Raw genomic sequence first — 24,820 nt, 5'->3', positions numbered from 1 at the left:
AACCCTTCCCCTACAGAATCCTCCGATTCCAACCTTCTCCCCTCCCGCACTCGGAACTTTCCCACTTCAGATTCCTCTTAGCAAAACTGGCGCAGCAACGCATCGCGCGCGGGATACACAGAAAATGAGGTTGAGATGAATAAAGCCACACAAGGCACGATTTTGGGGATAGGGTTCAGCGCGCTGCTGCTGGCAGGCAGCGCATCGGCGGCAAGCTGGCAGGATCAGCTGAGCAGCGCGGCGTCGCAGCTCAGCCAGCAGAACAACAGCAACACTAGCGCGACCAACAGCAACGCGCAGAACGGCGGGCTGTCGCTCGGCTCGCTGACGGGCCTGCTGAACGGCGGCGACAAGGCGGTCAGCGCCAACAGCATGACCAACGCCGCAGGCGTGATGCAGTACTGCGTGCAGCACAACGTGGTGGATAACAACGTGAAGTCGGTGAAAGAGCAGGTGCTGGACAAGCTCGGCCTGAGCACCCAGACGGCACAGACGCAGAGCACCGACTACCAGCAGGGCATCGCCGGCCTGCTTAATACCGGCAACGGCCAGCAGCTGAACCTGCAAAGCCTGAGCAACTCGCCGATGGGCGAGAAGCTGAAAACCAAAGCCTGCGACGTCGTATTGAAGCAGGGCAAAAAATACATCGGCATGTAAGCCGCCGCTGTACGGGCGCGAGCTGTCCCTCGCGCCTCTCTTTATTCCTTCACGCCCCTAACGCGCCATCACTCTTCTCGTCTCCTCCTCCACGCCCTGCAGCAGCGCCAGCGCCTGCTCATACGACCGAATAGTGGTATAGCCAATCACCAGCCCGTAGCGCTTCTGCGTCTGCATATACCATCCGGAGAGCGGCAGCACGCGCAGCTGATGACGCTGCCACACCTCTGCCAGCGCCGCATCCTGAATGCCGCGCCGCAGAAAGGCGACGATATGCATGCCGCCGTCGGAGACCTGATACTCAAACAGATCCGGGAAGCAGGCCTGCAGCGCGTCGAGCATCATGCGCCGCCGCTGCTGGTAGAGAATGCGCATCTTTTTGATGTGCCGATAGAAGTGCCCTTCGCTGAGAAACTGCGCGAGGATTTTCTGGGGCAGCAGCGGCAGGCCGTTCTCCAGAATCTCGCCCAGCTCGCGGAAGCGCGCCAATGTCGCTTTCGGCATCACCAGATAGCCGATACGCATCGCGGGCATGATGGTTTTACTGAAGGTGCCGGTGTAGATCACCCGGTCGTGCGTATCGAGGCTTTTTAACGCCGGGATCACCTTGCGCGTGTAGTGAAACTCCCCGTCATAGTCATCCTCGATAATCCAGCTCTCGTTCTCCTGCGCCCACGCCAGCAGCTGATGCTTGCGCGGCAGCGACAGCGTTACCGCCAGCGGGCTCTGATGGGTCGGCGTCACCACCGCAAAGCGCGCGTCTGCGTGATGGCGCAGCAGATGATCGACGTCGATCCCATCGCGATCGACCGGCACATAGTGCAGGTTGGGCGCGATCCGCTTCAGCAGCTTCTGCCCGAAGAAGTAGCCGGGATCCTCAAACAGCACCTTGTCGCCCGCCTGCGCCAGCACCGCCAGAATCAGCCGCAGGTTGGCACGGTAGCCGCTGGTGATAAAGATCTGCTCCGGCTGACAGTCGAGCCCGCGCGAGATGTTGAGGTAGCTGGCGATCGCCTCGCGCAGCGGCGTGTAGCCCATCACCGGCGGCATCAGCATCTCATCCGGCCGCAGGCTGCGCGCCGCTTTGCCGGCAATCAGCAGCCACTTCTTCAGCGGAAAGGCGTCCAGCGACGGAATGCCGAGCCGCATCTCCCCTTTGCTCTCCCGCGGCTCAACGCGCAGCGGCAGGTCGCTCTCCTCTGGTTGCCAAATCGGCCCTTCTTTAGCGACAGGCGCAAGCGCGGGATTGACGCGCGTGCCCTTCGCGCCCTGGCTGACGAAGTAGCCCTCGCCGATCAGAATTTCATAGGCAGCCTCCACCGTTTTGCGCGCCACGCGCAGCTCGCTGGCCAGCACGCGGATCGCCGGCACGCGGTCGCCCGGCTTCAGCACGCCCATCTGGATCTGCTGGCGATAGCGCGCATAAATCTCTCTGTACCCCACCGCTATGTCCTACCTGTTTTCACGTTTTATGGCCCTTTTTACTCTGACATGGAAGGCTATGATGCATCCAGCTTTTAACCGCTCTCCATCTACCGTTCTGCAAGAGGAAAAGATCATGACGTCACGCGTTAACCACTTTAAAACCGTTCCGGCGCTGGCAAAATCCCTGGGCGATCTCTCCATGGCGCTACGCAAAACCTCGCTGGACGCCACGCTAAAGCATCTGGTGGATATCCGCGCCTCACAGCTCAACCACTGCGCGTTCTGCCTTGATATGCACGTGAAGGAGGCGAAGCTGCACGGCGAGCGCGAGCTGCGTCTGCATCACGTCGCCATCTGGCGCGAGTCGCCGCTGTTTAGCGCGCGGGAGAAAGCGGCGCTGGCGCTGACCGAGGCCCTGACGCGCATCGGCGAACAGGGCGTCAGCGAGGCGCTCTACTGCGAGCTGCGCGAGCACTTCTCAGAGGTGGAGATCAGCGAGCTGGCCTTTACCATCGCGGCGATCAACAGCTGGAACCGCCTGCAGATCCTGTCGCAGATGGCGCCGGGCGCGCTCGACAGCGCATACGGGCTGGACCGCGCTGAACTCCATTAATTTTATCGCCAGCAGCACAGGCTGCTGGCCGCCCCATGTTTTTCTGCGCGCCCTGAGGCTATAGTGAAGTTTTGCACTACAAAGGACAGCACGCATGAAAGGCATCAACATTGCGATTTACTTCGATCCCGATCTCATTTTCGCGACCGTGCACCAGCCGGACGGCAGCTATCTGAGCAAAAACTTTCAGTACGACGATGCGGTTATTGAAGAGATCTATCAGTGGCTGGAACAGTTCACGCCGAATCGCACCCATATTTGCCTGCTTGAGCACGATACCGCCGATATCCTCGCCGACGAGCTGGTGGATAACGGCTATCACGTTCATCGCGTCAGCACCCATCTGATGCTGGAGTGGTTCACCTCCTCCCCGCCCGCCACGCCGGACGGCACGCCAGTGCGCGCGCTGCTGCGCTATCTGGAAGAGGAGAAGCCGGAACAGTATGTGTCGCGCACGCCGCAGATTGAGGCGCTGCTCGATATGTTCGACGATCTCGACGCGCTGGAAGAGGTGGAAGAGGAAGATGACGAAGACAGCCTGCCGGATGACGTGCTGCGCCTGGTGAAGCAGAAAAAGATCACCGCGCTCGCCGCCGCGCAGAGCCTGATCCCGGAGCTGAGCGAACGCATCCGCGAGCACCTGATGCGCTATCCGGAGCTAATGACGCCCGAGCTGCTGGAAGATTTTTTCCCGGAGCTGCTGGAAGCGATGGAACGGCCTAAACACTAATCCCGCGACAGAAGAGGACGCATATGCAGGCGTTATTAGAAGCGGTGGGATTAGGGCTGATCGTGCTGCTGCCGCTCGCCAACCCGCTCACCACCGTGGCGCTGTTTTTAGGGCTGGCGGGCGAGATGAACTTCAGCGAGCGCAACCGTCAGGCGCTTCAGGCCTCTATCTATGTGTTCGCCATTATGATGGTGGCCTGGTACGCGGGCAACGCGGTGCTCAACACCTTCGGCATCTCGATTCCCGGCCTGCGCATCGCGGGCGGGCTGATCGTCGCCTTTATCGGCTTTCGCATGCTGTTTCCCGCGCAGCCGGCTGGCCATTCGGTGGAGGCGCAGCACAAGCAGGATGAGCTGGAGAACAGCGACGCGCGTCAGGAGCCGGTCAATATCGCCTTTGTGCCGCTGGCGATGCCGAGCACCGCCGGTCCCGGCACCATCGCGATGATTATCAGCTCCGCCTCCACGATAAAAAGCGGCGTCGATTTTCCCGCATGGGTGATTGCCGCCGCCCCCCCGCTCACCTTTCTGCTGGTGGCGGTGATCCTGTGGGTGGCGCTGCGCAGTTCAGGCAGCATTATGAAGCTGGTGGGGAAAGGCGGCATCGAGGCGATCTCGCGCCTGATGGGCTTTTTGCTGGTCTGTATGGGCGTGCAGTTTGTGATTAACGGCGTGCTGGAAGTGGGACATAACTTCCATTAAGGCAAGTGTCGAAGAGCGCACGTCAGGCGGTCAGTATGTTCTATCAGGCAGCTAACAAACTTGAAACGCGGGTGACATGGCCCGAAGAGCAAAGCGTCCCGCGACAGGACAAAAACGCCGGGAGCGTTTTTGAACAACGCGAAGCGTTGGCCCGTTTACGGGCGCACCTCAGGGATGAGGTGCGTAATTGCGCGGGCCGAGCGGGCAAGGATGCGTAAAGCGCCTTTGCGATCGGGCCTTGTCACCCGCGTCTGCGCATAACAGCCAACAAAAAAGGGCGCCGCGGCGCCCTTCTCTTACTTCTCAGCCGTCTGAAAGAAGATGCCGAGCCCTTTAGTCGTGCTTCAGCGACTTCCTTACATCCGCAACCTGATCCTTGCTCACCGCCGGCGCATTGTTGCTCCAGCCCTGACGGATAAAGGTCGCGAGCTGCGCCACTTCGTCGTCGCTCAGACGCTTGCCGAAGCCCGGCATCGCCAGCGTCGACGGCGCCTTCTCGGTAGAGGGCTGCTGCGCGCCTTCCAGGATGGTGTGGATCAGCCCGGTCGGATCCTTGGCGTTAACGATCGTCGCCTGATCCAGCTCCGGGAAGATCCCCGGCGCGCCCTTGCCGGTGACAAAGTGGCAGGCGCCGCAGTTGTCGAGGTAGAGACGCTCGCCTTCGCTCAGGTTCTTCGCCGCCGTCAGCTTCGCTTCGGTCTGCTGCTGCGCCTGCACGTTATAGGCCTGCAGCGGCGGATTGCCGCCAAGGAACTTCAGGTAGGCCGCGACCGCTTTGAGATCGGCGTCGGTCATGTGCGAGCTGCTGTGCTCAATCACCGACTTCATCTCGCCGCCTACCGCCGCCTTGTCGTTACGGCCGGTCTGCAGATAATCGACGATCTCCTGCTCGCTCCAGCGCGGCAGACCGCGCAGCGACGGCACGTCCCAGTTGTTCAGGCTGCCGCCCGCCAGGAACTTCGCATCGCCGCTGTCCAGCGCCTTCTCGTTCATGCCGAGGCCGCGCGGCGTGTGGCAGCTGCCGCAGTGGCCGAGGCTCTCGACGATATAGGCGCCGCGGTTGATCTCTTCAGAGGCGCCGCCGATCGGCTGGAACGGCTTGTCGCTGGTAAAGGCCCAGTTCCAGAAACGCATGCCCCAGCGCTGGCTGAACGGAAAGCTCAGGCTGGTCTCCGGCGGCTGCTCAGCACTCGGCTGCACGCCCTTCATGAAGTAGACATACAGCGCGTGCATATCTTCATCGCTGATTTTGGCGTAGTCCGGGTACGGCATCGCCGGGTAGAGACGCGAGCCGTCCGGCAGCACGCCTTTGCGCACCGCGTCGGAGAACTGCTGCTCGCTGTAGTTGCCGATGCCGTGCGCTTTGTCCGGCGTGATGTTGGTCGAATAGATGGTGCCGAGGTTCGACTCAATCGCCAGCCCGCCGGAATAGTCCGGCTTGCCCGCGACAGAGTGACAGGCCATACAGTCGCCGAGACGCGACAGGTACTCGCCCTTTTTGATCAGCTGGGCCTCATCTTCCGCATGCGCCTGACTCGCCATGCATCCCAGCAGCACGGCGTTGGCGAGTAACAATGATTTCAGTTTCATATGCTTATGCCTGTACCAGTGGACCGGGGTTCTTCAGATACTGTTCCTTGATCGCCTGCGCCGCCATCAGGGTAATCGCGCCGATGGTGTCGGTCGGGTTCGCCTGGAAGTTCTGCGGGAAAGCGTTGCCGCCCGGTACAAACACGTTATGCACGTCCCAGCTCTGCAGATACTTGTTCAGCGCAGAGGTTTTCGGGTTGTCGCCCATCACCGCGCCGCCGACGTTGTGCGTCGAGACGTACTTGGTCAGGTCGAAGTTGGCGTCCATCGGCAGGAAGCTCATGCTCATGCTGTCCGGGTTCAGCTCTTTGCCGATATTGCCGACGATGCCCTTCAGGTACTGCTGTAGCTTGAGCTCGTTCTGTTTCCAGTTGAAGGTCATGCGCAGCAGCGGCTGGCCGCGGTGGTCGGTGTAGTTCGGATCGAGATCCAGATAGACGTCGCGGTACGACTGGCAGGTCGTGGTGATGCTGATCTTCATGGAGTGGCCGTACCACTCTTCCAGACCCTCTTTGTAGCCCATGCCCCAGCTCGGCGTGCCTTTCGGCAGCGAGGTGGCGATCGGCGTGCCGGTGGCCTGCGAGCTGTGGATCTTCGCGCCGCCGAGGAAGCCGAGGCCCGGACCGTCGAAGTTGCCTGGCGAGATGTCGTTGAACATCTGGCCGGTGGCGCCTGCGGTGGCGTACGGGTTGAAGTTTTTATCCTTGAAAAACAGGGTCGCGCCGCCGTTCGACAGGAAGGCGTAGTTGCGTCCTACCACGCCCTCTTCGGTGATCGGGTTGTACGGCTTGCCGATGCCGGAGAGCAGCATCAGTCGCACGTTATAGAGCTGGAAGCTGGAGAGCACCACGATCTTCGCCGGCTGGAACACTTCGTTGCCGTCGACGTCGTAGTAGATCACGCCTTTGGCGGTCTTCTTGTCGTCATGCAGCACCACCTTCACCACTTCCGCGTGCACTTCGTAGGAGAAGTTCGGCATGCGCTTCAGCGCATCCATCACCGCGGTCTGCGGCGACGCTTTGGAGTAGTTCAGGCACGGATACTTCGAGCAGTAGCCGCAGTAGTTGCAGGGTGCGATCTGGTTGCCGTACGGGTTTTTCCACGCGCGGGACACGCACGCCGACGGGTTCGGGAACGGATGGTAGCCCAGCTTCGTCGCCGCCTCTTTAAACATCACGTTGTTCAGCGTGTCTTCCAGCGCCGGCAGCGGGTAAGGCTCGGAGCGCGGACCTTCGAACGGGTCGCCGCCTTCCAGAATCTGACCGCGCAGGTTGCCGGTGGTGCCCGACTGGCCGCAGATCAGCTCGAACTTGTAGTAGTAGGGCTCGATCTCTTCCCAGCTGAACGGGAAGTCCATCACGCGCATATCTTCCTGCAGGATGCCCGGCTTGTAGGCCTCGTCCACGTAGGTTTTCAGCTTGATGTCGGTCGGCGTCGGACGGATCAGTACCGCCGTCCAGTGCATGCCTGCGCCGCCCACGCCGGTGCCCGGCGCGAACGCGCCCCATTTGCGGGTCGGCAGCGCGGTCTGGGTGGTGTCGTAACGCACGGTGACCGCCACTTCTTTCGGCGTGGCGAACACTTTGTTGCGCACGTTGTAGGCGTATTCGTCAGCCGGTTTCGGGTAGGCGAAATCGGGGTAGTCGCGCTCGCCGCCGCGCTCCAGGGCGCGCACTTCGAGGCCCGCCAGCGCCAGTTCGATGCTCATCAGCGAGCCGGCCCAGCCGAGGCCGCAAACGACGACGTCGACTTCTTTTTTAGTAATCTGTGCCATGATAATCCTGTCTCAAATACCTGATTCAACGCCGTTAAGCGCGTTCACCCAAAAGGCTGACCGGTCCCAGCGGATAAGGCACGTTGTGCTGCTTCACCCATTCGGTGAAGCTGGCGCGCGCGCCGGGGAAGCCGATGGCGATCCAGGCTTTCATGCCTTTGTTGCCGCCGTACATCGGATCCGCGAGATAGCCGTGCTTGGTATCAGAGAGTAGCTGGCTGAAGAACTGCGACGCTTTCAGATTGCCTTCGCCGAGCGCGGCGAAGTCGATGCCGTTCTTGTTGAGTTTGGTCAACACCTCATCTTTCTCTTCCAGCGTGAGCTGCTGGAACGGCTTGCCGTAGGTGGTCTGCACCCATTGCGTCACCAGCTTAATCGCGGTGTGGTACATCTGCTGCGGCGTGAACGGAATCTGGTAGCCGAAGGTGGCATCGGCGTGGACGTTGAACGGGCCCTGCATGTAGATCTCGTCGCCGAACTCGCTGGTCTGCAGCTGCTGGTCGATAAAGATCGGCACGTTGGTTTCCAGCGCGCCTGGCGCTTTGCCTTTGCCGCCGGCCGGGATCAGGCGATCGGTCGCGGCCAGAATAAACTGCCACTCGTCCGCGCTAAAAAAGCCCGGTTTATAGTCGGCCAGATCGGGGGCGGCCATCTCTGCCGCCTGCGCTGCGGTCAGCCCTTTTAAAACCAGGTCACCTAGCGGCAATGCCAGTAGAGACCCGAGCAAAAACTTTCGTCTGGTGGTGGGTTTTTCAAGAAGCATAGCGGCACGACTCTCACTTGCTGTAAAAGTAATATATTTGTTAAACACAAATCTTATCGGTCATTTCCGCGGCAATATTAGGGATATAGATATGTCTAGATGTAACAATAAAAGTAAAAGTGTGTTTTAGTGAAAATTTATAATTGTGTTATTGGATGGTTACGGGCGGGTAACAGGCTGTAAAGGCGGGAATTTTGTTTAAAATCGCATAATTGATTAATTATTGAACAGAAAATTTGTGCGCAGGTCCATTTTTATTTGCGGTCAGTGACAGTTGCCGAAAATAATCAATCAAAAAAAATCATACTTCCATACAAGAGAACCATTCTCATCAGCAACAATATATTCACTTATTTACAGCAGCAATGAGAGATTGCGGAAAACGTGATCGCGCTTTTATCAAACGGCAATATTGGGCGGGCGCTAAAATAAATGAATTCCCGTTATCCCCGCCGCGCTAAAACAGCGGAAAGCGCGGAAAACAGCGACGAATTTTTTATGCAAAGCTCATAACAAAGCGGCATTTTGACTCTGGCGCGCTGCGGATATAGTCGGTTTATCAACGACTCAGGATAAACTTCTATGCGACGCATTTTGCTTGTAATGTTAAGCGCGCTGGCCCTGGCGCCGCTGGCGCACGCCGGGACGCCGAAAGATACGCTGGTTATCGCCGTGCCGCTCGACGGCATTATCAGTTTCGATCCGGCGGAGAGCTTTGAAACGGTCAGCAACAGCAGCCTGCGTAATGTTTATCAGACGCTGGCGGAGCCGAATAAAGACGATCCGCAAAAGCTGTCGCCGCTGCTGGCGCGCAGCTGGCAGCAGGGCGACACGCCCCATAGCCTGATCTTCAACCTCAATCCCGATGCGCGCTTCGTCAGCGGCAATCCCGTGACCGCGCAGGATGTCATCTTCTCCCTGACGCGCGCGGTGAAACTCAACAAAGCCCCCTCGTTTATTCTCGGCGAGTTCGGCTGGACGCCTGACAACATCGACAGCCAGTTCACGGCGCTCAATGACCACCAGCTGGAGATCCGCTGGCCGGCGCAAATCGGCCAGGATTTGGCGCTGCGCCTGCTCACCGCGCCGGTCAGTTCGGTAGTCGACAGCAAAACCGCGCTGCAGCACGCCAGCAACAACGACACCGGCAACGGCTGGCTGAAGACGCACTCGGCGGGCAGCGGCGCGTTTTCCATCAAACAGTTTGTGCCGCTGCAGGCGCTGGTGCTGGAGGCCAATCCGCACGCCGCGCCGCAGCCGCACCTGAAGCGCGTGCTGCTGAAGGGCGTCGCCGATCCCGGCACCCGCCGCCTGCTGGTGCAGCAGGGCGATGTGGATGTCGCCTATCAGCTCGGCCCCGATCAGATCGCCGCGCTGAAGAGCGATGCCAACGTGCGCATCGACGCCTTCCCGTCGAGCCTGGTCTACTACCTCGGCTTCAACACCAAAAACGCGCAGCAGCCGGCGCTCGGCAATCCGGCGCTGTGGCAGGCGGCGCGCTGGCTGGTGGATTATGACAGCCTCGCCAACCAGCTGCTGAAAGGCCAGTACCGCATCCACCAGAGCTTCCTGCCGGACGGCTTCGACGGCGCGCTCAACAGCACCCCGTTCCACTACGACGTCAGCAAGGCAAAGGCGCTCCTGAAGGATGGCGGCATCGCGCCGGGCACCCATATCGCCCTGACGGTGGTAAACCAGCCGCCCTATATCGACGTGGCGCAGGCGCTGCAGGCGAGCTTCGCGAAGGCAGACGTCAACCTGGACATTCAGCCGGTGGCGGAGTCGGAGCTGTGGAGCAAAATGCGCGGCCGCGATTTCCAGTCCATTTTCATCTACTGGGGCGCGGACTATATCGACCCGAACACCAACGCCAGCGCCTTCGCCTGGAACGTGCCGGGCGGCTCGAAAACCCTGGCGTGGCGCGTCGGCTGGGATATCCCCGCGCTGAGCGCCGAAACGCGCAAGGCGGCGGGCGAAAGCGATGCCGCGCAGCGTCGCGCGCTCTACACCCATTTGCAGACCGAGGTGCAGCAGAACTCGCCGTTCGTCACTATTCTGCAGGGCGCGCAGCAGGTGGCGGTGCGCAAGAATCTCAGCAACGTTAAGCAGGGCATCGGCGTCAGCATGCTGCTGCTGGACGAGGTGCAAAAATAACCCTGGTGGCGCGCGGGCATCGTCCCGCGCGCCAGCCTTAACGGCGCTTATCTCGCACAGCCGTTTCAGCGCGATCCTTTCACCTTCCCCCGCCGCGCTTGCTATCCTTCAGACACTGCCCTTTGTCAGAGAGTGAAACTATGACCGCCCCGCTGCTTATTGCCCAGACGCCCGATGTGCAACTTCACCTTCTGCCCGCGATGGCGAATCGCCACGGGCTAATCACCGGCGCGACCGGCACCGGCAAAACCGTGACGCTGCAGAAGCTGGCGGAATCTTTCTCCTCTGTCGGCGTGCCGGTATTTATGGCGGACGTGAAAGGCGACCTGACCGGCATCGCGGCGGAAGGCCAGCAGAGCGAGAAACTGCTGGCGCGGCTGGCGAAGATCGGCGTCACCGACTGGCAGCCGCAGCGCAATCCGGTGATGCTGTGGGATATCTTCGGCGAACAGGGTCATCCGGTGCGCGCCACCGTCTCCGATCTCGGCCCGCTGCTGCTGGCGCGCCTGCTGAATCTCAACGAGATCCAGAGCGGCGTGCTGCAGATTATCTTCCGCGTCGCCGACGATCAGGGGCTGCTGCTGCTCGACTTCAAAGATCTGCGCGCGATGACGCAGTACATCGGCGACAACGCCAAAAGCTTCCAGACGCAGTACGGCAATATCAACAGCGCGTCGGTGGGCGCCATCCAGCGCGGGCTGCTGGCGCTGGAGCAGCAGGGCGCGGAGCACTTCTTCGGCGAGCCGATGCTCGATATCCGCGACTGGATGCGCGTCGACGCCGACGGCAAAGGCTTTATCAATATTCTGGCGGCGGACAAGCTCTACCAGCAGCCGAAGCTCTACGCCACCAGCCTGCTGTGGCTGCTGTCGGAGCTATACGAGCATCTGCCGGAGGCGGGCGATCTGGAGAAGCCGAAGATGGTGTTCTTCTTCGACGAGGCGCACCTGCTGTTCAACGACGCGCCGCCGGTGCTGCTGGAGAAGGTCGAACAGGTAATGCGCCTGATCCGCTCGAAAGGCGTCGGCGTCTGGTTCGTCACTCAGAATCCCGCCGACGTGCCCGAAAGCGTGCTCGGCCAGCTCGGCAACCGCGTGCAGCACGCGCTGCGCGCCTTTACGCCGAAAGATCAGAAGGCGGTGAAGAGCGCCGCCGACACCCTGCGCGCCAACCCCGCTTTCAATACCGTCGAGGCGATTCAGGCGCTGGGCACCGGCGAAGCGCTGATCTCTTTCCTTGATGAAAAAGGCAGCCCGTCGGTGGTCGAGCGCGCGATGGTGATCGCGCCCGGCTCGCGCATGGGACCGGTTACCCTCGACGAGCGCAACGGCCTGATTAACCACTCGCCGCTGGCGGGCAAATATGACGAGGCGATCGACCGCGAATCCGCCTGTGAGAAGCTCTACCAGGGCGTGAAAGGCGCCAGCGAGCAGGCCGATGCGCCGCAGGCGAAAGGCAACAAGATCGACGTCGACGACGGCATTCTCGGCGGGCTGAAAGAGGTGCTGTTCGGCCATACCGGCCCGCGCGGCGGCAAGCATGACGGCATCGTGCAGAGCGTGGCGAAGAGCGCCACGCGGCAAATCGCCAATCAGATCATTCGCGGCGTGCTCGGCAGCCTGCTGGGCGGACGCCGCCGCTAAGGCGGTTTCCGCAGCGGTTTGGCCTCTGCTAAGCTGTGAGCATGGATAAATTACGCGAACTTAAACGGACAAAACGTCTGGCGCTCGGCCTGCTGCTGCTGGCCGCCGCCACCTTTATCACCACCCTTTTTCTGCCGCCAGGTTTTTGGGTTAGCGGCGTGAAGGCGATCGCTGAAGCGGCGATGGTCGGCGCGCTGGCGGACTGGTTCGCCGTGGTGGCGCTGTTTCGCCGCGTGCCGGTGCCCTTTACCTCGCGCCATACGGCGATTATCCCGCGCAATAAAGATCGCATCGGCGATAACCTTGGCCGCTTCGTGCAGGAGAAGTTTCTTGATACCGATTCGCTGCTGGCGCTGATCCGCCGCCACGATCCGGCGCAGATGCTGGCGCAGTGGCTGAACGCGCCGGGCAACGCCGACCGCGTCGGACGTCATCTTCTGCAGGTGATGCGCGGCTTCCTCGATCTCACCGACGACGCGCGCATCCAGGCCTTTATGCGCCGCGCGGTGCATCGCGCCATTGATAAGGTCGATCTGTCGCAGACCAGCGCGGTGCTGCTGGAGAGCCTGACCAAAAACAACCGCCATCAGGAGCTGCTCGACGCGGCGATAGATCAGCTGCTGCGCCTGATGCACAAACCCGCCACGCGCGATTTTATCGCCATGCAGATTGTGCGCTGGCTGAAGCGCGAGCATCCCATCAAGGCCAAAATGCTGCCGACCGATTGGCTGGGCGAGCACAGCGCCGAGCTGGTCGCCAACGCCGTGGACTCGGTGCTCGACGACGTGGCGGCCGATCAGGGCCACGAGCTGCGCCTCGGCTTTAACCGCGTGGTGGACCGGCTGATTGAGAAGCTCAAGCACGATCCTGAGATGGCGGCGCGCGCGGAGGAGATAAAGCGCTGGATCAAAGAGGACGCGTCGCTGAACCGCTATATCGGCGAGCTGTGGAATGACCTGCGCGCCTGGCTGAAAACCGATCTCAACAGCGACGATTCGCGCGTGCAGGAGAAGGTGCGACAGGCGGCGCTGTGGCTGGGCGAGAACCTGGCGCGCGACGACGCGCTGCGCGCCTCGATGAACCGTCATCTGGAGGACGCCGCGCGCAGCGTCGCGCCGGAGTTCGCCGCTTTTCTGACGCGTCATATCAGCGATACGGTGAAGAGCTGGGACGCGCGCGATATGTCGCAGCAGATTGAGCTGAATATCGGCAAGGATCTGCAGTTTATCCGCATCAACGGCACGCTGGTGGGCGGCACCATCGGGCTGATCCTCTATCTGCTGTCGCAGCTTCCGGCGCTGTTGCCGATGCTGGCGCGTTAACACCCCGCAAGGCGACAGACAGAACCCGCTTTTTAAGGCGGGTTCTTTTATTGCGTTGGCTAGCGTGGGTTTCGGCTTCAGACGGTTAATGGTCGCCGAGGCGATCGAGTTCTTCTTCCTTCAGCCCGGTCGCCTGCAAGATGGTGTCGCGCGGCAGCTGCATTTTCAGCAGGCTGCGCGCGACGTCGAGTTTGCCCTTGAGCTCGCCTTCAAGCATCCCTTCCCGTTTGCCCTTTAGCTCGCCTTCCTGCTTAAGCTGTTCTGCAATTGTCATCAGTGGGACCTCATGTTGCGGCATTCGCTGCGCCAGTTCGCGAACAAAGGCGCTGGCGTCTGTGGTTTCGCCCGCCTGAATAATTTAGTTTACCAGCGAGAGTGTTTGTGATGAAGATTTGTCCGCCTGCCAGGCTGCTACCAACAGATCCATTATCTCTGCTAAATCGCGCTGGCGAATATGTTTTTGCAGCAGCGTCAGCGCCGCCATGCGGCGATGCTGCACGATTTCATCGTCAGGAATAACGGTGACGTCGACCAGCGGAAAAGCCTTGCCGTAAAGAGCGGCGGCCAGCGCCGGCTCGCTGAACCCGTCCAGCCAGCAGGTTGAATATGGATAAGGGCTGCGCTGACCGGCGTAAAACAGCACCGGTATCACCAGCGGCAGCCTCTTATGTCCGGCGTCGAGGTGGCGCTTCATCGCCGCAACCGCGTAGCGCAACAGCCGAAACGCCATCTGTTTGTCTGGCGTCGACTGATGCTCAATCAGCACCTGCACATAGCCGTCGTCGCCGCTGCAGGTTTTCATGCTGTAGAGCACGTCGCTGAAGTAAGGACGCAGATCATCCTCCACGAAAGAGCCGGAGGCCAGCCTGAGCGTGCTGAGGTCGCAGAGCGCAAGGAGTTGCGGCGGCAGGTGGATTTCCATAAAGTCGCGCGCCACGTCCGGCTGGCTGAGAAGCTGTCGGAAGACGGCGTCGTGCGGGGTCGGCGTACTCTTTTTCTTCTTCATCTTTCCTGACTCTAAAAAAACCTGCGCAGAGCCTGGCATAGCTGAAAAAGCGAGTCATTAGCGATACCGGTAAAGGGTACCGGTTTTCAGCGAGTTATAAGAGTGAGGCCGCAATTTGCGGCCTCATTTTTGCTTCTGGGTTGTTGCCCGGGCTTAACGCCGCTTAACCAGCAGGAACAGGCTAATGGCGAAGAAGGCGGCGCTGGGCAGGATCGCGCCCATTATCGGCGGCAGGCCGTACACCAGGCTCAGCGGCCCGAAGATCTGGTCCAGCACGTAGAACAGGAAGCCGAAGCTGATGCCGGTCACCACGCGCACGCCCATCGACACGCTGCGCAGCGGCCCGAATATAAACGACAGCGCCATCAGCATCATCACCGCCACCGACAGCGGCTGGAAAATCTTGCTCCACATATTGAGCCGATAGCGTCCCGATTCCTGGCCGCTCTGCGTCAGGTACTTGCTGTAGTTATAGAGGCCGCGAATCGACAGCGCATCGGGATCGAGCGCCACCACGCCGAGCTTGTCCGGCGTCAGGTTGGTTTTCCATTCGCCGCTCAGGCTCTGGGAGCCGCTAATCTGCTTCGCGTCGTTAAGATCCGACTCATCCACCTGCGCCAGATTCCAGCGCTTGTTCGCCTGGTCCCAGGTGGCGCTGGCGGCGTAGCGCACGCTCTTCAGACGACGGTCGTCGCTGAAGTTATAGATGCTGACGCCGTCGAGCTGGTTATCGCCGCGCACGCGTTCAATATAGATAAAGTCATTGCCGTCCTTCGCCCACAGGCCGCTCTGCGTCGACACCAGCGCGCCGCCGTAGAGCTGGGTCGCGCGGTAGTTACGCGCCATCTGCTCGCCTGCCGGGGCCAGAAACTCGCCGATCGCCATGGTCAGCAGCACCAGCGGGATAGCGGTTTTCATCACTGACAGCGCCACCTGCATGCGGGTAAAGCCCGCCGCCTGCATCACCACCAGCTCGCTGCGCTGCGCCAGCGTGCCCAGGCCGAGCAGCGCGCCGAGCAGCGCCGCCATAGGGAAGAAGATCTCAATATCCTTCGGCACGCTGAGCAGCGTGTAGTAACCGGCGGCAAGCGCGGTATAAGCGCCCTGCCCGGTCTTACGCAGCTGATCGACGAACTTGATGATGCCGGAAAGCGACACCAGCATGAACAGCGTCAGCATAATGGTGTTGAAAATGGTTTTACCGATATAACGGTCGAGAACGCGAAACATCAGACGGAACCTCCGCGGCTGAAGCGGGCGCGCACGCGGCGCATCGGCACCGTATCCCACAGGTTAAGCGCTACCGCCAGCAGCAGATAGCTGATATTCACCACCCACATCCAGATCGCCGGATCGAGCCGCCCTTTCGCCGCATTGGACTTCAGCGAGCTCTGCAGCAGGAAGAAGATCAGATAGAGCAGCATCGCGGGCAGCATCGACAGCACGCGTCCCTGACGCGGGTTGACCACGCTGAGCGGCACGACCATCAGCGCCATCACCAGCACTGAGAAGATCAGCGTAAAGCGCCAGTGCAGCTCGGAGCGGAACGCCGGCGTGTCGTTGCTGAGCAGCGTGGTGAGATCGGACTGTTCGGCGTCGTTCGGATCGAGCGTCGCCTCTTTATAACCGATTCGCGCCTGATAGTTGGTGAAGTCGGTGATACGGAAGTCGCGCAGCATCGCCGTGCCTTCGAAGCGGGTGCCTTTATCCAGCGTCACCACCTGCGAGCCGTCTTTGTGCTGCTCCATATGGCCGCTGTCCGCCAGCACCACCGACGGCCGCGCGTTGCCTTTGGCGCGCAGCTGCGCCAGGAAGACGTTGCCGAACTGGTTGCCCTTGACGTTTTCGATAAACAGCACCGAGCTGCCGTCGCTGGAGGTCTGGAACTGTCCGGCCGCGAGCGCCGCCGCGCCAGGGTTGGCTTTGGCGTTTTGCGTCACCTCGTCCTGATAGCGCGAGGACCAGGGGCCGAGCCAGATAACGTTGACCGCCGCCACGACGGAGGTGAGCAGCATCAGCACCATCGCCGCCTTTACCAGCACGCTTTTGCCTAATCCGCAGGCGTGCATCACGGTGATTTCGCTGTCGGTATAGAGCTTGCCCAGCGTCATCAGGATCGCCAGAAACAGGCTTAACGGCAGAATAAGTTGTGCCATTTCAGGCACGCCAAGCCCTAACAGAGTCAGAACGAGATTTGTTGGGATTTCGCCGTCCACCGCAGCCCCTAAAATCCGCACTAACTTCTGACAAAAGAAGATGAGCAGCAGGATGAAAAGGATAGCCAGCTGGCTTTTGAGCGTTTCCCGAACCAGATATCTAATGATGATCACGCTTAGTACGCCTGTGATAACTTGTCTTTTTGCAGGAAAATCGCTAGTTTCAACGCTTATTAGCCATTTTTCTTCATCAATGGCCTGCGTCGCAGCTAAAATGGTATGACAAACGCGTCAGGGTGGTGAAAATTAACGCATTGCCACACTAAACGTAGTTCGAACGCTGATTACCAACAAAATTTTTTACCTCTGTGGTATCAAGCGGACCATTCTAGCGACAGCCGCGGCCGTTGTCTTTAAGATTCAGGAGAGTGCATGGAGTTCAGTGTAAAAAGCGGAAGCCCGGAAAAACAGCGCAGCGCCTGCATTGTTGTCGGTGTTTTCGAGCCGCGTCGTCTGTCGCCGATCGCCGAGCAGTTAGACAAGATCAGCGATGGCTACATCAGCGCCCTGCTGCGCCGCGGCGAGCTGGAAGGCAAAGTGGGCCAGACCCTGCTGCTGCATCATGTACCCAACATTCTTTCCGAGCGCATTCTGCTGATTGGCTGCGGCAAAGAGCGCGAGCTGGACGAGCGCCAGTATAAGCAGGTGATCCAGAAAACCATTAATACGCTGAACGACACCGGCTCGATGGAAGCGGTCTGCTTTCTGACCGAGCTGCATGTAAAAAGCCGCAATACCTACTGGAAAGTGCGTCAGGCGGTCGAAACCTCCAAAGAAGCGCTTTATAACTTCGACCAGCTGAAAAGCAACAAAACCGAGCCGCGCCGTCCGCTGCGCAAGCTGGTATTCAACGTGCCGACGCGCCGCGAACTGACCAGCGGCGAGCGCGCTATCCAGCACGGCCTGGCGGTCGCCGCCGGCGTGAAGGCGGCGAAAGATCTCGGCAATATGCCGCCCAACATCTGCAACGCCGCCTATCTCGCCTCGCAGGCGCGCCAGCTGGCGGACGCCTACAGCAAAAACGTCACCACCCGCGTCATCGGCGAACAGCAGATGAAAGAGCTGGGCATGAACGCCTATCTCGCGGTCGGCGCCGGCTCGCAGAACGAGTCGCTGATGTCGGTCATCGAGTACAAAGGCAACCCCGACGCGGAAGCGCGCCCTATCGTGCTGGTGGGCAAAGGGCTGACCTTCGACTCCGGCGGCATCTCTATCAAGCCGGCGGAATCGATGGACGAGATGAAGTACGACATGTGCGGCGCGGCGTCGGTCTACGGCGTGATGCGCATGGTGGCGGAGCTGAACCTGCCCCTTAACGTGGTCGGCGTGCTGGCGGGCTGCGAAAACATGCCGGACGGCCGCGCCATGCGTCCGGGCGACGTGCTGACCACCATGTCCGGCCAGACGGTGGAAGTGCTGAATACCGATGCGGAAGGCCGTCTGGTGCTGTGCGACGCGCTGACCTACGTAGAGCGCTTCGATCCGGAAGTGGTGATCGACGTGGCGACCCTGACCGGCGCCTGCGTTATCGCGCTCGGCCACCACGTCAGCGGGCTGCTGTCGAACCATAATCCGCTGGCGCACGAGCTGATCGGCGCCTCTGAGCAGTCCGGCGACCGCGCCTGGCGCCTGCCGATGGCGGACGAGTATCAGGAACAGCTGGAATCGAACTTCGCCGACATGGCGAATATCGGCGGCCGCCCCGGCGGCGCGATCACCGCCGCCTGCTTCCTGGCGCGCTTTGCGCGCAAATATAACTGGGCGCACCTGGATATCGCCGGCACCGCCTGGCGCTCCGGCAAAGCCAAAGGCGCAACCGGTCGTCCGGTGCCGATGCTGTCGCAGTTCCTGCTGAACCGCGCCGGCCTCAACGGCGACGACTAAGCCCCGCTGCGCGCCGCTCTCAGAGGCGGCGCGCATTGATTTATACCACCGCAGACGCCATATCCATCTCATCGGGAAGTGCTACCGCGCGCCTTAGCTGGTAACATCGACACCTCTCACCCACAAGGCATTTCCATGAAAAACGCAACCTTCTACGTAATGGAAACGGACTCGCCCAGCGAAGAGCTGAGCGCCATTGAGGCGCTGGTGTGCGATCTGGCGGAAACGCGCTGGCGGGCGGGCAAACGCATTTTGATCGCCTGTGAAGACGAACAGCAGGCCATTCGCCTCGACGAGGCGCTGTGGCAGCGCCCGGCCAACGCCTTCGTGCCGCACAATCTGGCGGGCGAAGGTCCGCGCTACGGCGCGCCGGTCGAGCTCGCCTGGCCGCAGCGTCGCGGCAGCTCGCCGCGCGATCTGCTGATCAGCCTGCTGCCGCAGTTTGCAGATTTTGCTACTGCTTTCCATGAAGTGATAGACTTCGTACCCTACGAAGAGTCTCAGAAACAGCTGGCGCGCGACCGCTATAAAGCGTACCGCAGCGTTGGTTTCCAATTGAATACGGCCACGCCGCCGCAGCCGCAAACGACATAGCAGAAATGGAAAAAACATATAACCCGCAAGACATCGAGCAGCCGCTTTACGAGCACTGGGAAGAGCAAGGCTATTTCAAGCCTAACGGCGATACCAGCCAGGAAAGCTTCTGCATAATGATCCCGCCGCCGAACGTCACCGGCAGCCTGCACATGGGTCACGCTTTCCAGCAGACCATCATGGACACCATGATCCGCTACCAGCGCATGCAGGGGAATAACACGCTGTGGCAGGTCGGCACCGACCATGCGGGCATCGCCACCCAGATGGTGGTAGAGCGTAAGATCGCCGCCGAAGAGGGCAAAACGCGCCAGGACTACGGCCGCGACGCCTTTATCGACAAGATCTGGCAGTGGAAGGCGGAATCAGGCGGCACCATTACCCGCCAGATGCGCCGCCTCGGCAACTCCGTGGACTGGGAGCGCGAGCGCTTCACCATGGACGACGGCCTTTCCAACGCGGTGAAAGAGGTGTTTGTTCGCCTGCATAAAGAAAACCTGATCTACCGCGGCAAACGCCTGGTGAACTGGGATCCGAAACTGCGCACCGCGATTTCCGATCTGGAAGTGGAAAACCGCGAGAGCAAAGGCTCGATGTGGCATATCCGCTATCCGCTGGCGGACGGCGTGAAAACCGCCGAAGGCAAAGATTATCTGGTGGTCGCCACCACGCGTCCGGAAACCCTGCTGGGCGATACCGGCGTGGCGGTCAACCCGGAAGACCCGCGCTACAAAGATCTGATCGGCAAAGAGGTGATCCTGCCGCTGGTGAACCGTCGCATTCCCATCGTGGGCGACGAGCACGCGGATATGGAGAAAGGCACCGGCTGCGTGAAAATCACGCCGGCGCACGACTTCAACGACTATGAAGTCGGTCGTCGCCACAAGCTGCCGATGATCAATATCCTGACCTTCGACGGCGATATCCGCGAGCGCGCTCAGGTGTACGACACCAACGGCGAAGTCAGCGACGCCTGCTCGGACGAGATCCCGGCGCAGTTCCAGAAAATGGAGCGCTTCGCCGCGCGTAAGGCGATTGTCGCCGCCGTGGACGAACTGGGCCTGCTGGACGAGATCAAACCGCACGACCTGACCGTACCTTACGGCGATCGCGGCGGCGTGGTCATCGAGCCGATGCTGACCGACCAGTGGTACGTGCGTACCGCGCCGCTGGCGAAAGTCGCGGTCGAGGCGGTTGAGAACGGCGATATCCAGTTCGTGCCGAAGCAGTATGAAAACATGTACTTTTCCTGGATGCGCGACATTCAGGACTGGTGTATTTCGCGCCAGCTCTGGTGGGGCCACCGCATTCCGGCCTGGTACGACAACGACGGCAACGTCTATGTCGGCCGCAGCGAAGAGGAAGTGCGCAGCGAAAACAACCTGGGCGCAGACGTGGCGCTGCGTCAGGACGAAGACGTGCTCGACACCTGGTTCTCCTCGGGCCTGTGGACTTTCTCGACCCTCGGCTGGCCGGAGAACACCGAAGCGCTGCGCCAGTTCCACCCGACCAGCGTGCTGGTGAGCGGTTTCGACATTATCTTCTTCTGGATTGCCCGCATGATCATGCTGACCATGCACTTCATCAAAGATGAAAACGGCAAGCCGCAGGTGCCGTTCAAGACCGTCTATATGACCGGTCTGATCCGCGACGAAGAAGGCCAGAAGATGTCGAAATCCAAAGGCAACGTTATCGATCCGCTGGATATGGTCGACGGCATCTCGCTGGAAGATCTGCTGGAAAAGCGTACCGGCAACATGATGCAGCCGCAGCTGGCGGAGAAGATCCGCAAGCGCACCGAGAAGCAGTTCCCGGAAGGCATCGAGCCGTCCGGCACCGATGCGCTGCGCTTTACCCTGGCGGCGCTCGCCTCGACCGGCCGCGACATCAACTGGGATATGAAGCGCCTTGAAGGCTACCGCAACTTCTGCAACAAGCTGTGGAACGCCAGCCGCTTCGTGCTGATGAACACCGAAGATCAGGATTGCGGTCAGAACGGCTGCGAAATGACGCTGTCGCTGGCGGATCGCTGGATCCTCGCCGAGTTCAACAACACGGTCAAAGCGTACCGCGAGGCGCTGGACAGCTATCGTTTCGATATCGCCGCGAATATTCTTTATGACTTCACCTGGAACCAGTTCTGCGACTGGTACCTGGAGCTGACCAAGCCGGTGATGAACAACGGCAGCGAAGCGGAGCTGCGCGGCACGCGCAATACGCTGGTGACGGTGCTGGAAGCGCTGCTGCGCCTCGCCCATCCGATCATTCCGTTTATCACCGAGACCATCTGGCAGCGCGTGAAGGTGCTGAAGAACATCAGCGACGACACCATCATGCTGCAGCCTTTCCCGCAGTACGACGCGGCGAAAGTGGATGAGGAAGCAATGGCGGATATCGAGTGGATGAAGCAGGCGATCGTCGCGGTGCGTAATATCCGCGCCGAGATGAATATCGCCCTGAGCAAGCCGCTCGACGTGCTGCTGCGCGACTGTTCTCCTGCGGCGCTGCGCCGTGTGGAAGCGAACCGCACCTTCCTGTTGCGCCTGGCGCGTCTGGAGAGCCTGACCATCCTGCCGGCGGGCGAGAAAGGTCCGGTTTCCGTGACGAAAATCGTCGAAGGCGCCGAGCTGCTGATCCCGATGGCGGGCCTGGTAGACAAGGCGGCAGAGCTGGATCGTCTGGCGAAAGAGCTGGGCAAGCTCGACGTTGAAATCGAGAAGATCCAGGTCAAGCTGGCCAACGAAGGCTTTGTCTCGCGCGCGCCGGAGGCGGTGGTAGCGAAAGAGCGCGAGCGCGTCGCCGAGCTGGAGCAGTCGAAAGCGAAACTGATTGAACAGCAGGCGGTGATTGCGGCATTGTAAGCGTCTTAGCTGACAGCTTATTCATAAAGCCGGGCTTGCCCGGCTTTTTTATTGACCTCGTACAAATCCGGAAGAGATGATGACGACCAGCGCCAACCCGCTTTCTGACCTCCAGGTGCGGCCGATTACGGCCGCCGATAATCCGCATATTGCCCAGGTGATCCGCGATGTGTCCGCCGAGTTCGGCCTGACGGCAGACAAGGGCTATACCGTCTCAGATCCCCAGCTCGACCAGCTGTTTGAGCTTTACCGTGCCGAACAGAGTGCCTACTGGATTATTGAATATCAGGGCAGGGTCGTTGGCGGCGGTGGTGTTGCGCCGCTCGCCTGCAGCGCACCCGATATCTGCGAACTGCAAAAGATGTATTTTCTGCCTGCCGTTCGCGGTCAGGGTCTGGCGCGCGAGCTGGCGCTGCGTGCGCTGGAACATGCACGCAGCCACGGCTTCCGTCGCTGCTATCTGGAAACCACCGCCAGCCTGACGCGAGCGATTAAACTCTATGAGTCGCTAGGCTTTGAGCATATCGACAGCGCGATGGGCTGCACCGGCCATGTCGACTGCGAAGTGCGGATGCTGAAACGGCTATAATCCAGCCTTGACGTATTGCATGTCGTTGACAGTCTCAACGACAAACTTACCGCTATCGGTGTAGCGCAACAGGGTTACGCTGGCATTCTCAAGCCACTGATTCGGTGATTTATCGCCCAGCGCCAGCAGCAATGATGAGATCGCCATACCATGGCTGACGACCAGTACGTTGCCACCGCCCTGCTGTTGAGCCTTTTGCGCTATTTCTGTCATGCTCTCCAGCATACGCCTGGCAACCTGCTGGTAGCTTTCAGCTTCTCCGGAAGATTTAATGCCTTTCAGTGAAGAGGTCCCTGACGCTTCTGTCTCCTTGATAATATCAATCACGCCATCCATGTTAATTTTACCGGCGCTGAACGCCTCCAGCAGCGCCTCTTCAGAAGCATAGCCTCCCTGTCGTGCAGCCGCCTCCATCATATTTCTGTCCAGATCGCCCTCAAATAAGCCAAAACAGACCTCTCGTAAACCTTTATGCTCTTTTAACGGCAGCGGCGTTTTCCATGCTTTCATGATGAGACGTGCAGTCTCTCTTGCTCTGCCAGCATCGCTGGACCAGGCGGCGACAAAATTGAGAGGCTGCAAACCACGCCCCAGCTGCTCCGCAACCGCGACACCAGCCGGGGTCAGCGGCGTATCAGACCAGCCCTGCGCACGCTCAACCGTGTTAAACATCGTCTTGCCATGTCGCGTCACATAAAGCATGACATCCGCCCCCCAGGCACCGCCCATACCGCCTGCCAGCACAACGAAAATCAAAAATAATGTTTTAAGTTCTCTTCTCATTTTCAAGCTCCTGATTAAAAGTATTTAATTTTCCCTCAGTAGTCATTCTGTCTGGCAGGCACCTCGTGCACATCTTTTTCTAAGATGATTAACTTGCCGCATTGGCAAATTTCTTTTATCTGAAATAGTGCAAGTCAGCAGAGTTCTGATAATCCAACCTCCTTACTTAATCGGCTAATGATTTAAGCTGCACTCACATTGATATTACTTTATTCATGAATAGAATATTTCTGGCTGCGACAGATCCGGCTGTTAATGTTCTTGATTACGCCAGTCAGCTTTTTCAGCAGGAATATAATAAGACGCTCCTTTTATCTGATGAGCATCAGATTCGCTCACAGAAACGTATCCAGTAGCGGCTCTACTTAGAAACGAAAATGATCTTTGACGCCTCTCCGCCTGACTGTGACCTCGTTCGTTTAAATAATTGACAACGATCAATACTTTTTTCAAAGAGTGCACTTTTCCATTATGAATCCCAACGAGGCCAGCGTCGGGAGAGAAAATACGCATGGAAAAATGCAATCAGCCAGCCACAGAAAAATGACGATATCAATAAATCCCCGCGCTGATTAAGGAAAATATAATTAACTTTCGCTTTTCAGTCAGCCGTAAAAATGATTCGTGTGATGCATTACGCAAAAATAATCTCGTGAGGCTTTTTTTTTAATCTGATAAGTGAATTCATTATCAAAATAGGGCCCGGCACTCTAAATCTGAGCCCTGTTCAGATTCACCACATCGGTACGCCGCTGTGAAAGCGCAGCTCGTCGTCCGGCTCGCTGATTAACCGCCCTTCTGTAATGCCAATCGCCCGCACGCGCGGCGCGATATCTTTCGGCGAGATCTGCGCCGCCAGGGCCAAATAGTCCTGATAGTGGCGCGCTTCCGAACGCAGCAGCGAGATATAGAACTTCTCCAGCTCCGCATCCAGCCAGGGCGCCAGGCTGGCGAAGCGTTCGCAGGAGCGCGCCTCAATATAGGCGCCGCAGATCAGCTTATCCACCAGCGTATCGGGCTCGTGCGTAGTGATCTCCCGCAGCAGCCCTTTGGCGTAGCGGCTGGAGGTGATCTTTTTATAGGGCAAGCCGCGCGCCTGCATAATCTCCCATACCTGATAAAAGTGGTGCAGCTCCTCTTTGATCAGCAGCACCATCTTCTCCACCAGATCGTCCGCCCAGGGCAGCTCGTTACGCACAATGATGCTTTTAGAGAGGCTTTTATGCGCCTGAATAAACTGGCTGTCGGGCTGCTCGCGGAAAATAAAATCTTCGTAGGGCTTCAGCCAGGCGAGGATCGCCTCGCCGCTCGGCTTGTCGGCGACATACTTACGGATCAGCCAGGTGGCGGTCTGCGCCGCTTTCAGTTCGCAAACCAGATGGTCGGTCAGCAGCAGCGTCAGGTTTTCCGGTTTGCGCGCCTCGTCAATCCAGGCTTGCGGCGTGCGGCAGAGTAGAAACTGATAGATAGGCTCAAGCAGCGGTGCGTAGTTCATGTCTGTTCAAAAGGCAGGAA

At 59.6% G+C, this 24,820-nt stretch carries 19 protein-coding genes and 1 pseudogene; 11 read left to right on the top strand and 9 right to left on the bottom strand.

What is annotated here, in order from left to right:
• The first annotated feature begins 135 nt into the window (after positions 1 to 135).
• Positions 136 to 657 (top strand): YjjA family protein, encoded by a 522-nt coding sequence (locus tag HA46_RS12245; RefSeq protein WP_084884523.1) that lies wholly within the window; start codon positions 136 to 138, stop codon positions 655 to 657.
• Positions 658 to 714: 57 nt separating this feature from the next.
• Here HA46_RS12245 and pdxR read toward each other — a convergent pair whose 3' ends face one another.
• Positions 715 to 2,100 carry a MocR-like pyridoxine biosynthesis transcription factor PdxR gene (gene pdxR, locus HA46_RS12240; protein WP_084884520.1) on the bottom strand — a complete coding sequence of 462 codons (1,386 nt, stop codon included), beginning with the start codon at positions 2,098 to 2,100 and terminating at the stop codon, positions 715 to 717.
• A gap of 115 nt (positions 2,101 to 2,215) precedes the next feature.
• Here pdxR and HA46_RS12235 point away from each other — a divergent pair, with 115 nt between their 5' ends.
• The 3 genes from HA46_RS12235 to HA46_RS12225 all read left to right on the top strand — a co-directional run bounded on the left by HA46_RS12235 (position 2,216) and on the right by HA46_RS12225 (position 4,126).
• Positions 2,216 to 2,695, top strand: a complete 480-nt coding sequence (locus tag HA46_RS12235) for a carboxymuconolactone decarboxylase family protein (protein ID WP_084884518.1) — start codon at positions 2,216 to 2,218, stop codon at positions 2,693 to 2,695.
• A 94-nt stretch (positions 2,696 to 2,789) separates the two neighbouring features.
• Positions 2,790 to 3,425 carry a hypothetical protein gene (locus HA46_RS12230; RefSeq protein WP_084884516.1) on the top strand — a complete coding sequence of 212 codons (636 nt, stop codon included), beginning with the start codon at positions 2,790 to 2,792 and terminating at the stop codon, positions 3,423 to 3,425.
• Positions 3,426 to 3,448: 23 nt separating this feature from the next.
• Positions 3,449 to 4,126 carry a MarC family NAAT transporter gene (locus HA46_RS12225; protein WP_084884513.1) on the top strand — a complete coding sequence of 226 codons (678 nt, stop codon included), beginning with the start codon at positions 3,449 to 3,451 and terminating at the stop codon, positions 4,124 to 4,126.
• Between the two features lie 333 nt (positions 4,127 to 4,459).
• Here HA46_RS12225 and HA46_RS12215 read toward each other — a convergent pair whose 3' ends face one another.
• Genes HA46_RS12215 through HA46_RS12205 form a run of 3 tightly spaced genes read right to left on the bottom strand, consistent with a single transcriptional unit; the run spans position 4,460 to position 8,253 of the window.
• On the bottom strand, positions 4,460 to 5,716 hold the full coding sequence (locus HA46_RS12215) for a c-type cytochrome (RefSeq protein ID WP_048781940.1): 1,257 nt from the start codon (positions 5,714 to 5,716) through the stop codon (positions 4,460 to 4,462).
• A gap of 4 nt (positions 5,717 to 5,720) precedes the next feature.
• Positions 5,721 to 7,490: a GMC family oxidoreductase gene (locus HA46_RS12210; RefSeq protein WP_084884508.1), complete on the bottom strand. Its 1,770-nt coding sequence runs from the start codon at positions 7,488 to 7,490 to the stop codon at positions 5,721 to 5,723.
• A gap of 34 nt (positions 7,491 to 7,524) precedes the next feature.
• On the bottom strand, positions 7,525 to 8,253 hold the full coding sequence (locus HA46_RS12205) for a gluconate 2-dehydrogenase subunit 3 family protein (protein WP_033793377.1): 729 nt from the start codon (positions 8,251 to 8,253) through the stop codon (positions 7,525 to 7,527).
• Positions 8,254 to 8,835: 582 nt separating this feature from the next.
• Between HA46_RS12205 and HA46_RS12200 the strand changes: the two genes are divergently transcribed.
• The 3 genes from HA46_RS12200 to HA46_RS12190 all read left to right on the top strand — a co-directional run bounded on the left by HA46_RS12200 (position 8,836) and on the right by HA46_RS12190 (position 13,372).
• Positions 8,836 to 10,407 carry an ABC transporter substrate-binding protein gene (locus HA46_RS12200; protein ID WP_084884506.1) on the top strand — a complete coding sequence of 524 codons (1,572 nt, stop codon included), beginning with the start codon at positions 8,836 to 8,838 and terminating at the stop codon, positions 10,405 to 10,407.
• 140 nt (positions 10,408 to 10,547) lie between these two features.
• The gene (locus HA46_RS12195; protein ID WP_033793374.1) at positions 10,548 to 12,050 is read left to right on the top strand and encodes a helicase HerA-like C-terminal domain-containing protein; all 1,503 of its coding nucleotides are present in this window, start codon (positions 10,548 to 10,550) and stop codon (positions 12,048 to 12,050) included.
• A gap of 41 nt (positions 12,051 to 12,091) precedes the next feature.
• Complete coding sequence (locus HA46_RS12190) at positions 12,092 to 13,372, top strand: DUF445 domain-containing protein (RefSeq protein WP_084884543.1); 1,281 nt, start codon at positions 12,092 to 12,094, stop codon at positions 13,370 to 13,372.
• Positions 13,373 to 13,457: 85 nt separating this feature from the next.
• On the opposite strand, the pseudogene HA46_RS12185 reads toward HA46_RS12190, so the two are convergent.
• The 3 genes and pseudogenes from HA46_RS12185 to lptF form a co-directional block, all read right to left on the bottom strand.
• A pseudogene (locus HA46_RS12185) lies at positions 13,458 to 14,378 on the bottom strand (Rpn family recombination-promoting nuclease/putative transposase).
• Positions 14,379 to 14,531: 153 nt separating this feature from the next.
• Positions 14,532 to 15,608, bottom strand: coding sequence for an LPS export ABC transporter permease LptG (lptG, locus tag HA46_RS12180; protein ID WP_084884504.1), 1,077 nt, complete (start codon positions 15,606 to 15,608; stop codon positions 14,532 to 14,534).
• On the bottom strand, positions 15,608 to 16,708 hold the full coding sequence (lptF, locus tag HA46_RS12175; RefSeq protein ID WP_033793371.1) for an LPS export ABC transporter permease LptF: 1,101 nt from the start codon (positions 16,706 to 16,708) through the stop codon (positions 15,608 to 15,610). Before lptF ends, lptG begins: the two co-directional genes overlap by 1 nt.
• A gap of 258 nt (positions 16,709 to 16,966) precedes the next feature.
• Between lptF and pepA the strand changes: the two genes are divergently transcribed.
• From pepA to HA46_RS12155, 4 genes are all read left to right on the top strand, one after another.
• Positions 16,967 to 18,478, top strand: a complete 1,512-nt coding sequence (pepA, locus tag HA46_RS12170; RefSeq protein ID WP_033749345.1) for a leucyl aminopeptidase — start codon at positions 16,967 to 16,969, stop codon at positions 18,476 to 18,478.
• Positions 18,479 to 18,613: 135 nt separating this feature from the next.
• The gene (locus HA46_RS12165; protein ID WP_033749344.1) at positions 18,614 to 19,072 is read left to right on the top strand and encodes a DNA polymerase III subunit chi; all 459 of its coding nucleotides are present in this window, start codon (positions 18,614 to 18,616) and stop codon (positions 19,070 to 19,072) included.
• A 5-nt stretch (positions 19,073 to 19,077) separates the two neighbouring features.
• Complete coding sequence (locus tag HA46_RS12160; RefSeq protein ID WP_084884502.1) at positions 19,078 to 21,933, top strand: valine--tRNA ligase; 2,856 nt, start codon at positions 19,078 to 19,080, stop codon at positions 21,931 to 21,933.
• Positions 21,934 to 22,012: 79 nt separating this feature from the next.
• A complete protein-coding gene (locus tag HA46_RS12155; RefSeq protein WP_084884499.1) occupies positions 22,013 to 22,522 on the top strand; it encodes a GNAT family N-acetyltransferase in 510 nt (169 codons plus the stop codon).
• Here HA46_RS12155 and HA46_RS12150 read toward each other — a convergent pair.
• Together HA46_RS12150 and miaE are read right to left on the bottom strand one after the other, a co-directional pair.
• A complete protein-coding gene (locus HA46_RS12150; protein ID WP_084884496.1) occupies positions 22,517 to 23,305 on the bottom strand; it encodes a histidine phosphatase family protein in 789 nt (262 codons plus the stop codon). The genes HA46_RS12155 and HA46_RS12150 overlap by 6 nt on opposite strands.
• A 733-nt stretch (positions 23,306 to 24,038) precedes the next feature.
• On the bottom strand, positions 24,039 to 24,800 hold the full coding sequence (gene miaE / locus HA46_RS12145; protein WP_084884493.1) for a tRNA isopentenyl-2-thiomethyl-A-37 hydroxylase MiaE: 762 nt from the start codon (positions 24,798 to 24,800) through the stop codon (positions 24,039 to 24,041).
• Positions 24,801 to 24,820: the final 20 nt, after the last annotated feature.

Source organism: Pantoea septica, from assembly GCF_002095575.1.
GTDB lineage: Bacteria > Pseudomonadota > Gammaproteobacteria > Enterobacterales > Enterobacteriaceae > Pantoea > Pantoea septica.
This window is presented reverse-complemented; position numbering and strand designations above follow the sequence as displayed.

Bases quoted from the DNA above. Each gene is read 5' to 3' on its own strand.
- HA46_RS12245 (WP_084884523.1), top strand. From the start codon at position 136: ATGAATAAAGCCACACAAGGCACGATTTTGGGGATAGGGTTCAGCGCG.
- HA46_RS12235 (WP_084884518.1), top strand. From the start codon at position 2,216: ATGACGTCACGCGTTAACCACTTTAAAACCGTTCCGGCGCTGGCAAAA.
- HA46_RS12230 (WP_084884516.1), top strand. From the start codon at position 2,790: ATGAAAGGCATCAACATTGCGATTTACTTCGATCCCGATCTCATTTTC.
- HA46_RS12225 (WP_084884513.1), top strand. From the start codon at position 3,449: ATGCAGGCGTTATTAGAAGCGGTGGGATTAGGGCTGATCGTGCTGCTG.
- HA46_RS12215 (WP_048781940.1), bottom strand. From the start codon at position 5,716: ATGAAACTGAAATCATTGTTACTCGCCAACGCCGTGCTGCTGGGATGC.
- HA46_RS12210 (WP_084884508.1), bottom strand. From the start codon at position 7,490: ATGGCACAGATTACTAAAAAAGAAGTCGACGTCGTCGTTTGCGGCCTC.
- HA46_RS12205 (WP_033793377.1), bottom strand. From the start codon at position 8,253: ATGCTTCTTGAAAAACCCACCACCAGACGAAAGTTTTTGCTCGGGTCT.
- HA46_RS12200 (WP_084884506.1), top strand. From the start codon at position 8,836: ATGCGACGCATTTTGCTTGTAATGTTAAGCGCGCTGGCCCTGGCGCCG.
- HA46_RS12195 (WP_033793374.1), top strand. From the start codon at position 10,548: ATGACCGCCCCGCTGCTTATTGCCCAGACGCCCGATGTGCAACTTCAC.
- HA46_RS12190 (WP_084884543.1), top strand. From the start codon at position 12,092: ATGGATAAATTACGCGAACTTAAACGGACAAAACGTCTGGCGCTCGGC.
- lptG (WP_084884504.1), bottom strand. From the start codon at position 15,608: ATGTTTCGCGTTCTCGACCGTTATATCGGTAAAACCATTTTCAACACC.
- pepA (WP_033749345.1), top strand. From the start codon at position 16,967: ATGGAGTTCAGTGTAAAAAGCGGAAGCCCGGAAAAACAGCGCAGCGCC.
- HA46_RS12165 (WP_033749344.1), top strand. From the start codon at position 18,614: ATGAAAAACGCAACCTTCTACGTAATGGAAACGGACTCGCCCAGCGAA.
- HA46_RS12160 (WP_084884502.1), top strand. From the start codon at position 19,078: ATGGAAAAAACATATAACCCGCAAGACATCGAGCAGCCGCTTTACGAG.
- HA46_RS12155 (WP_084884499.1), top strand. From the start codon at position 22,013: ATGACGACCAGCGCCAACCCGCTTTCTGACCTCCAGGTGCGGCCGATT.
- HA46_RS12150 (WP_084884496.1), bottom strand. From the start codon at position 23,305: ATGAGAAGAGAACTTAAAACATTATTTTTGATTTTCGTTGTGCTGGCA.
- miaE (WP_084884493.1), bottom strand. From the start codon at position 24,800: ATGAACTACGCACCGCTGCTTGAGCCTATCTATCAGTTTCTACTCTGC.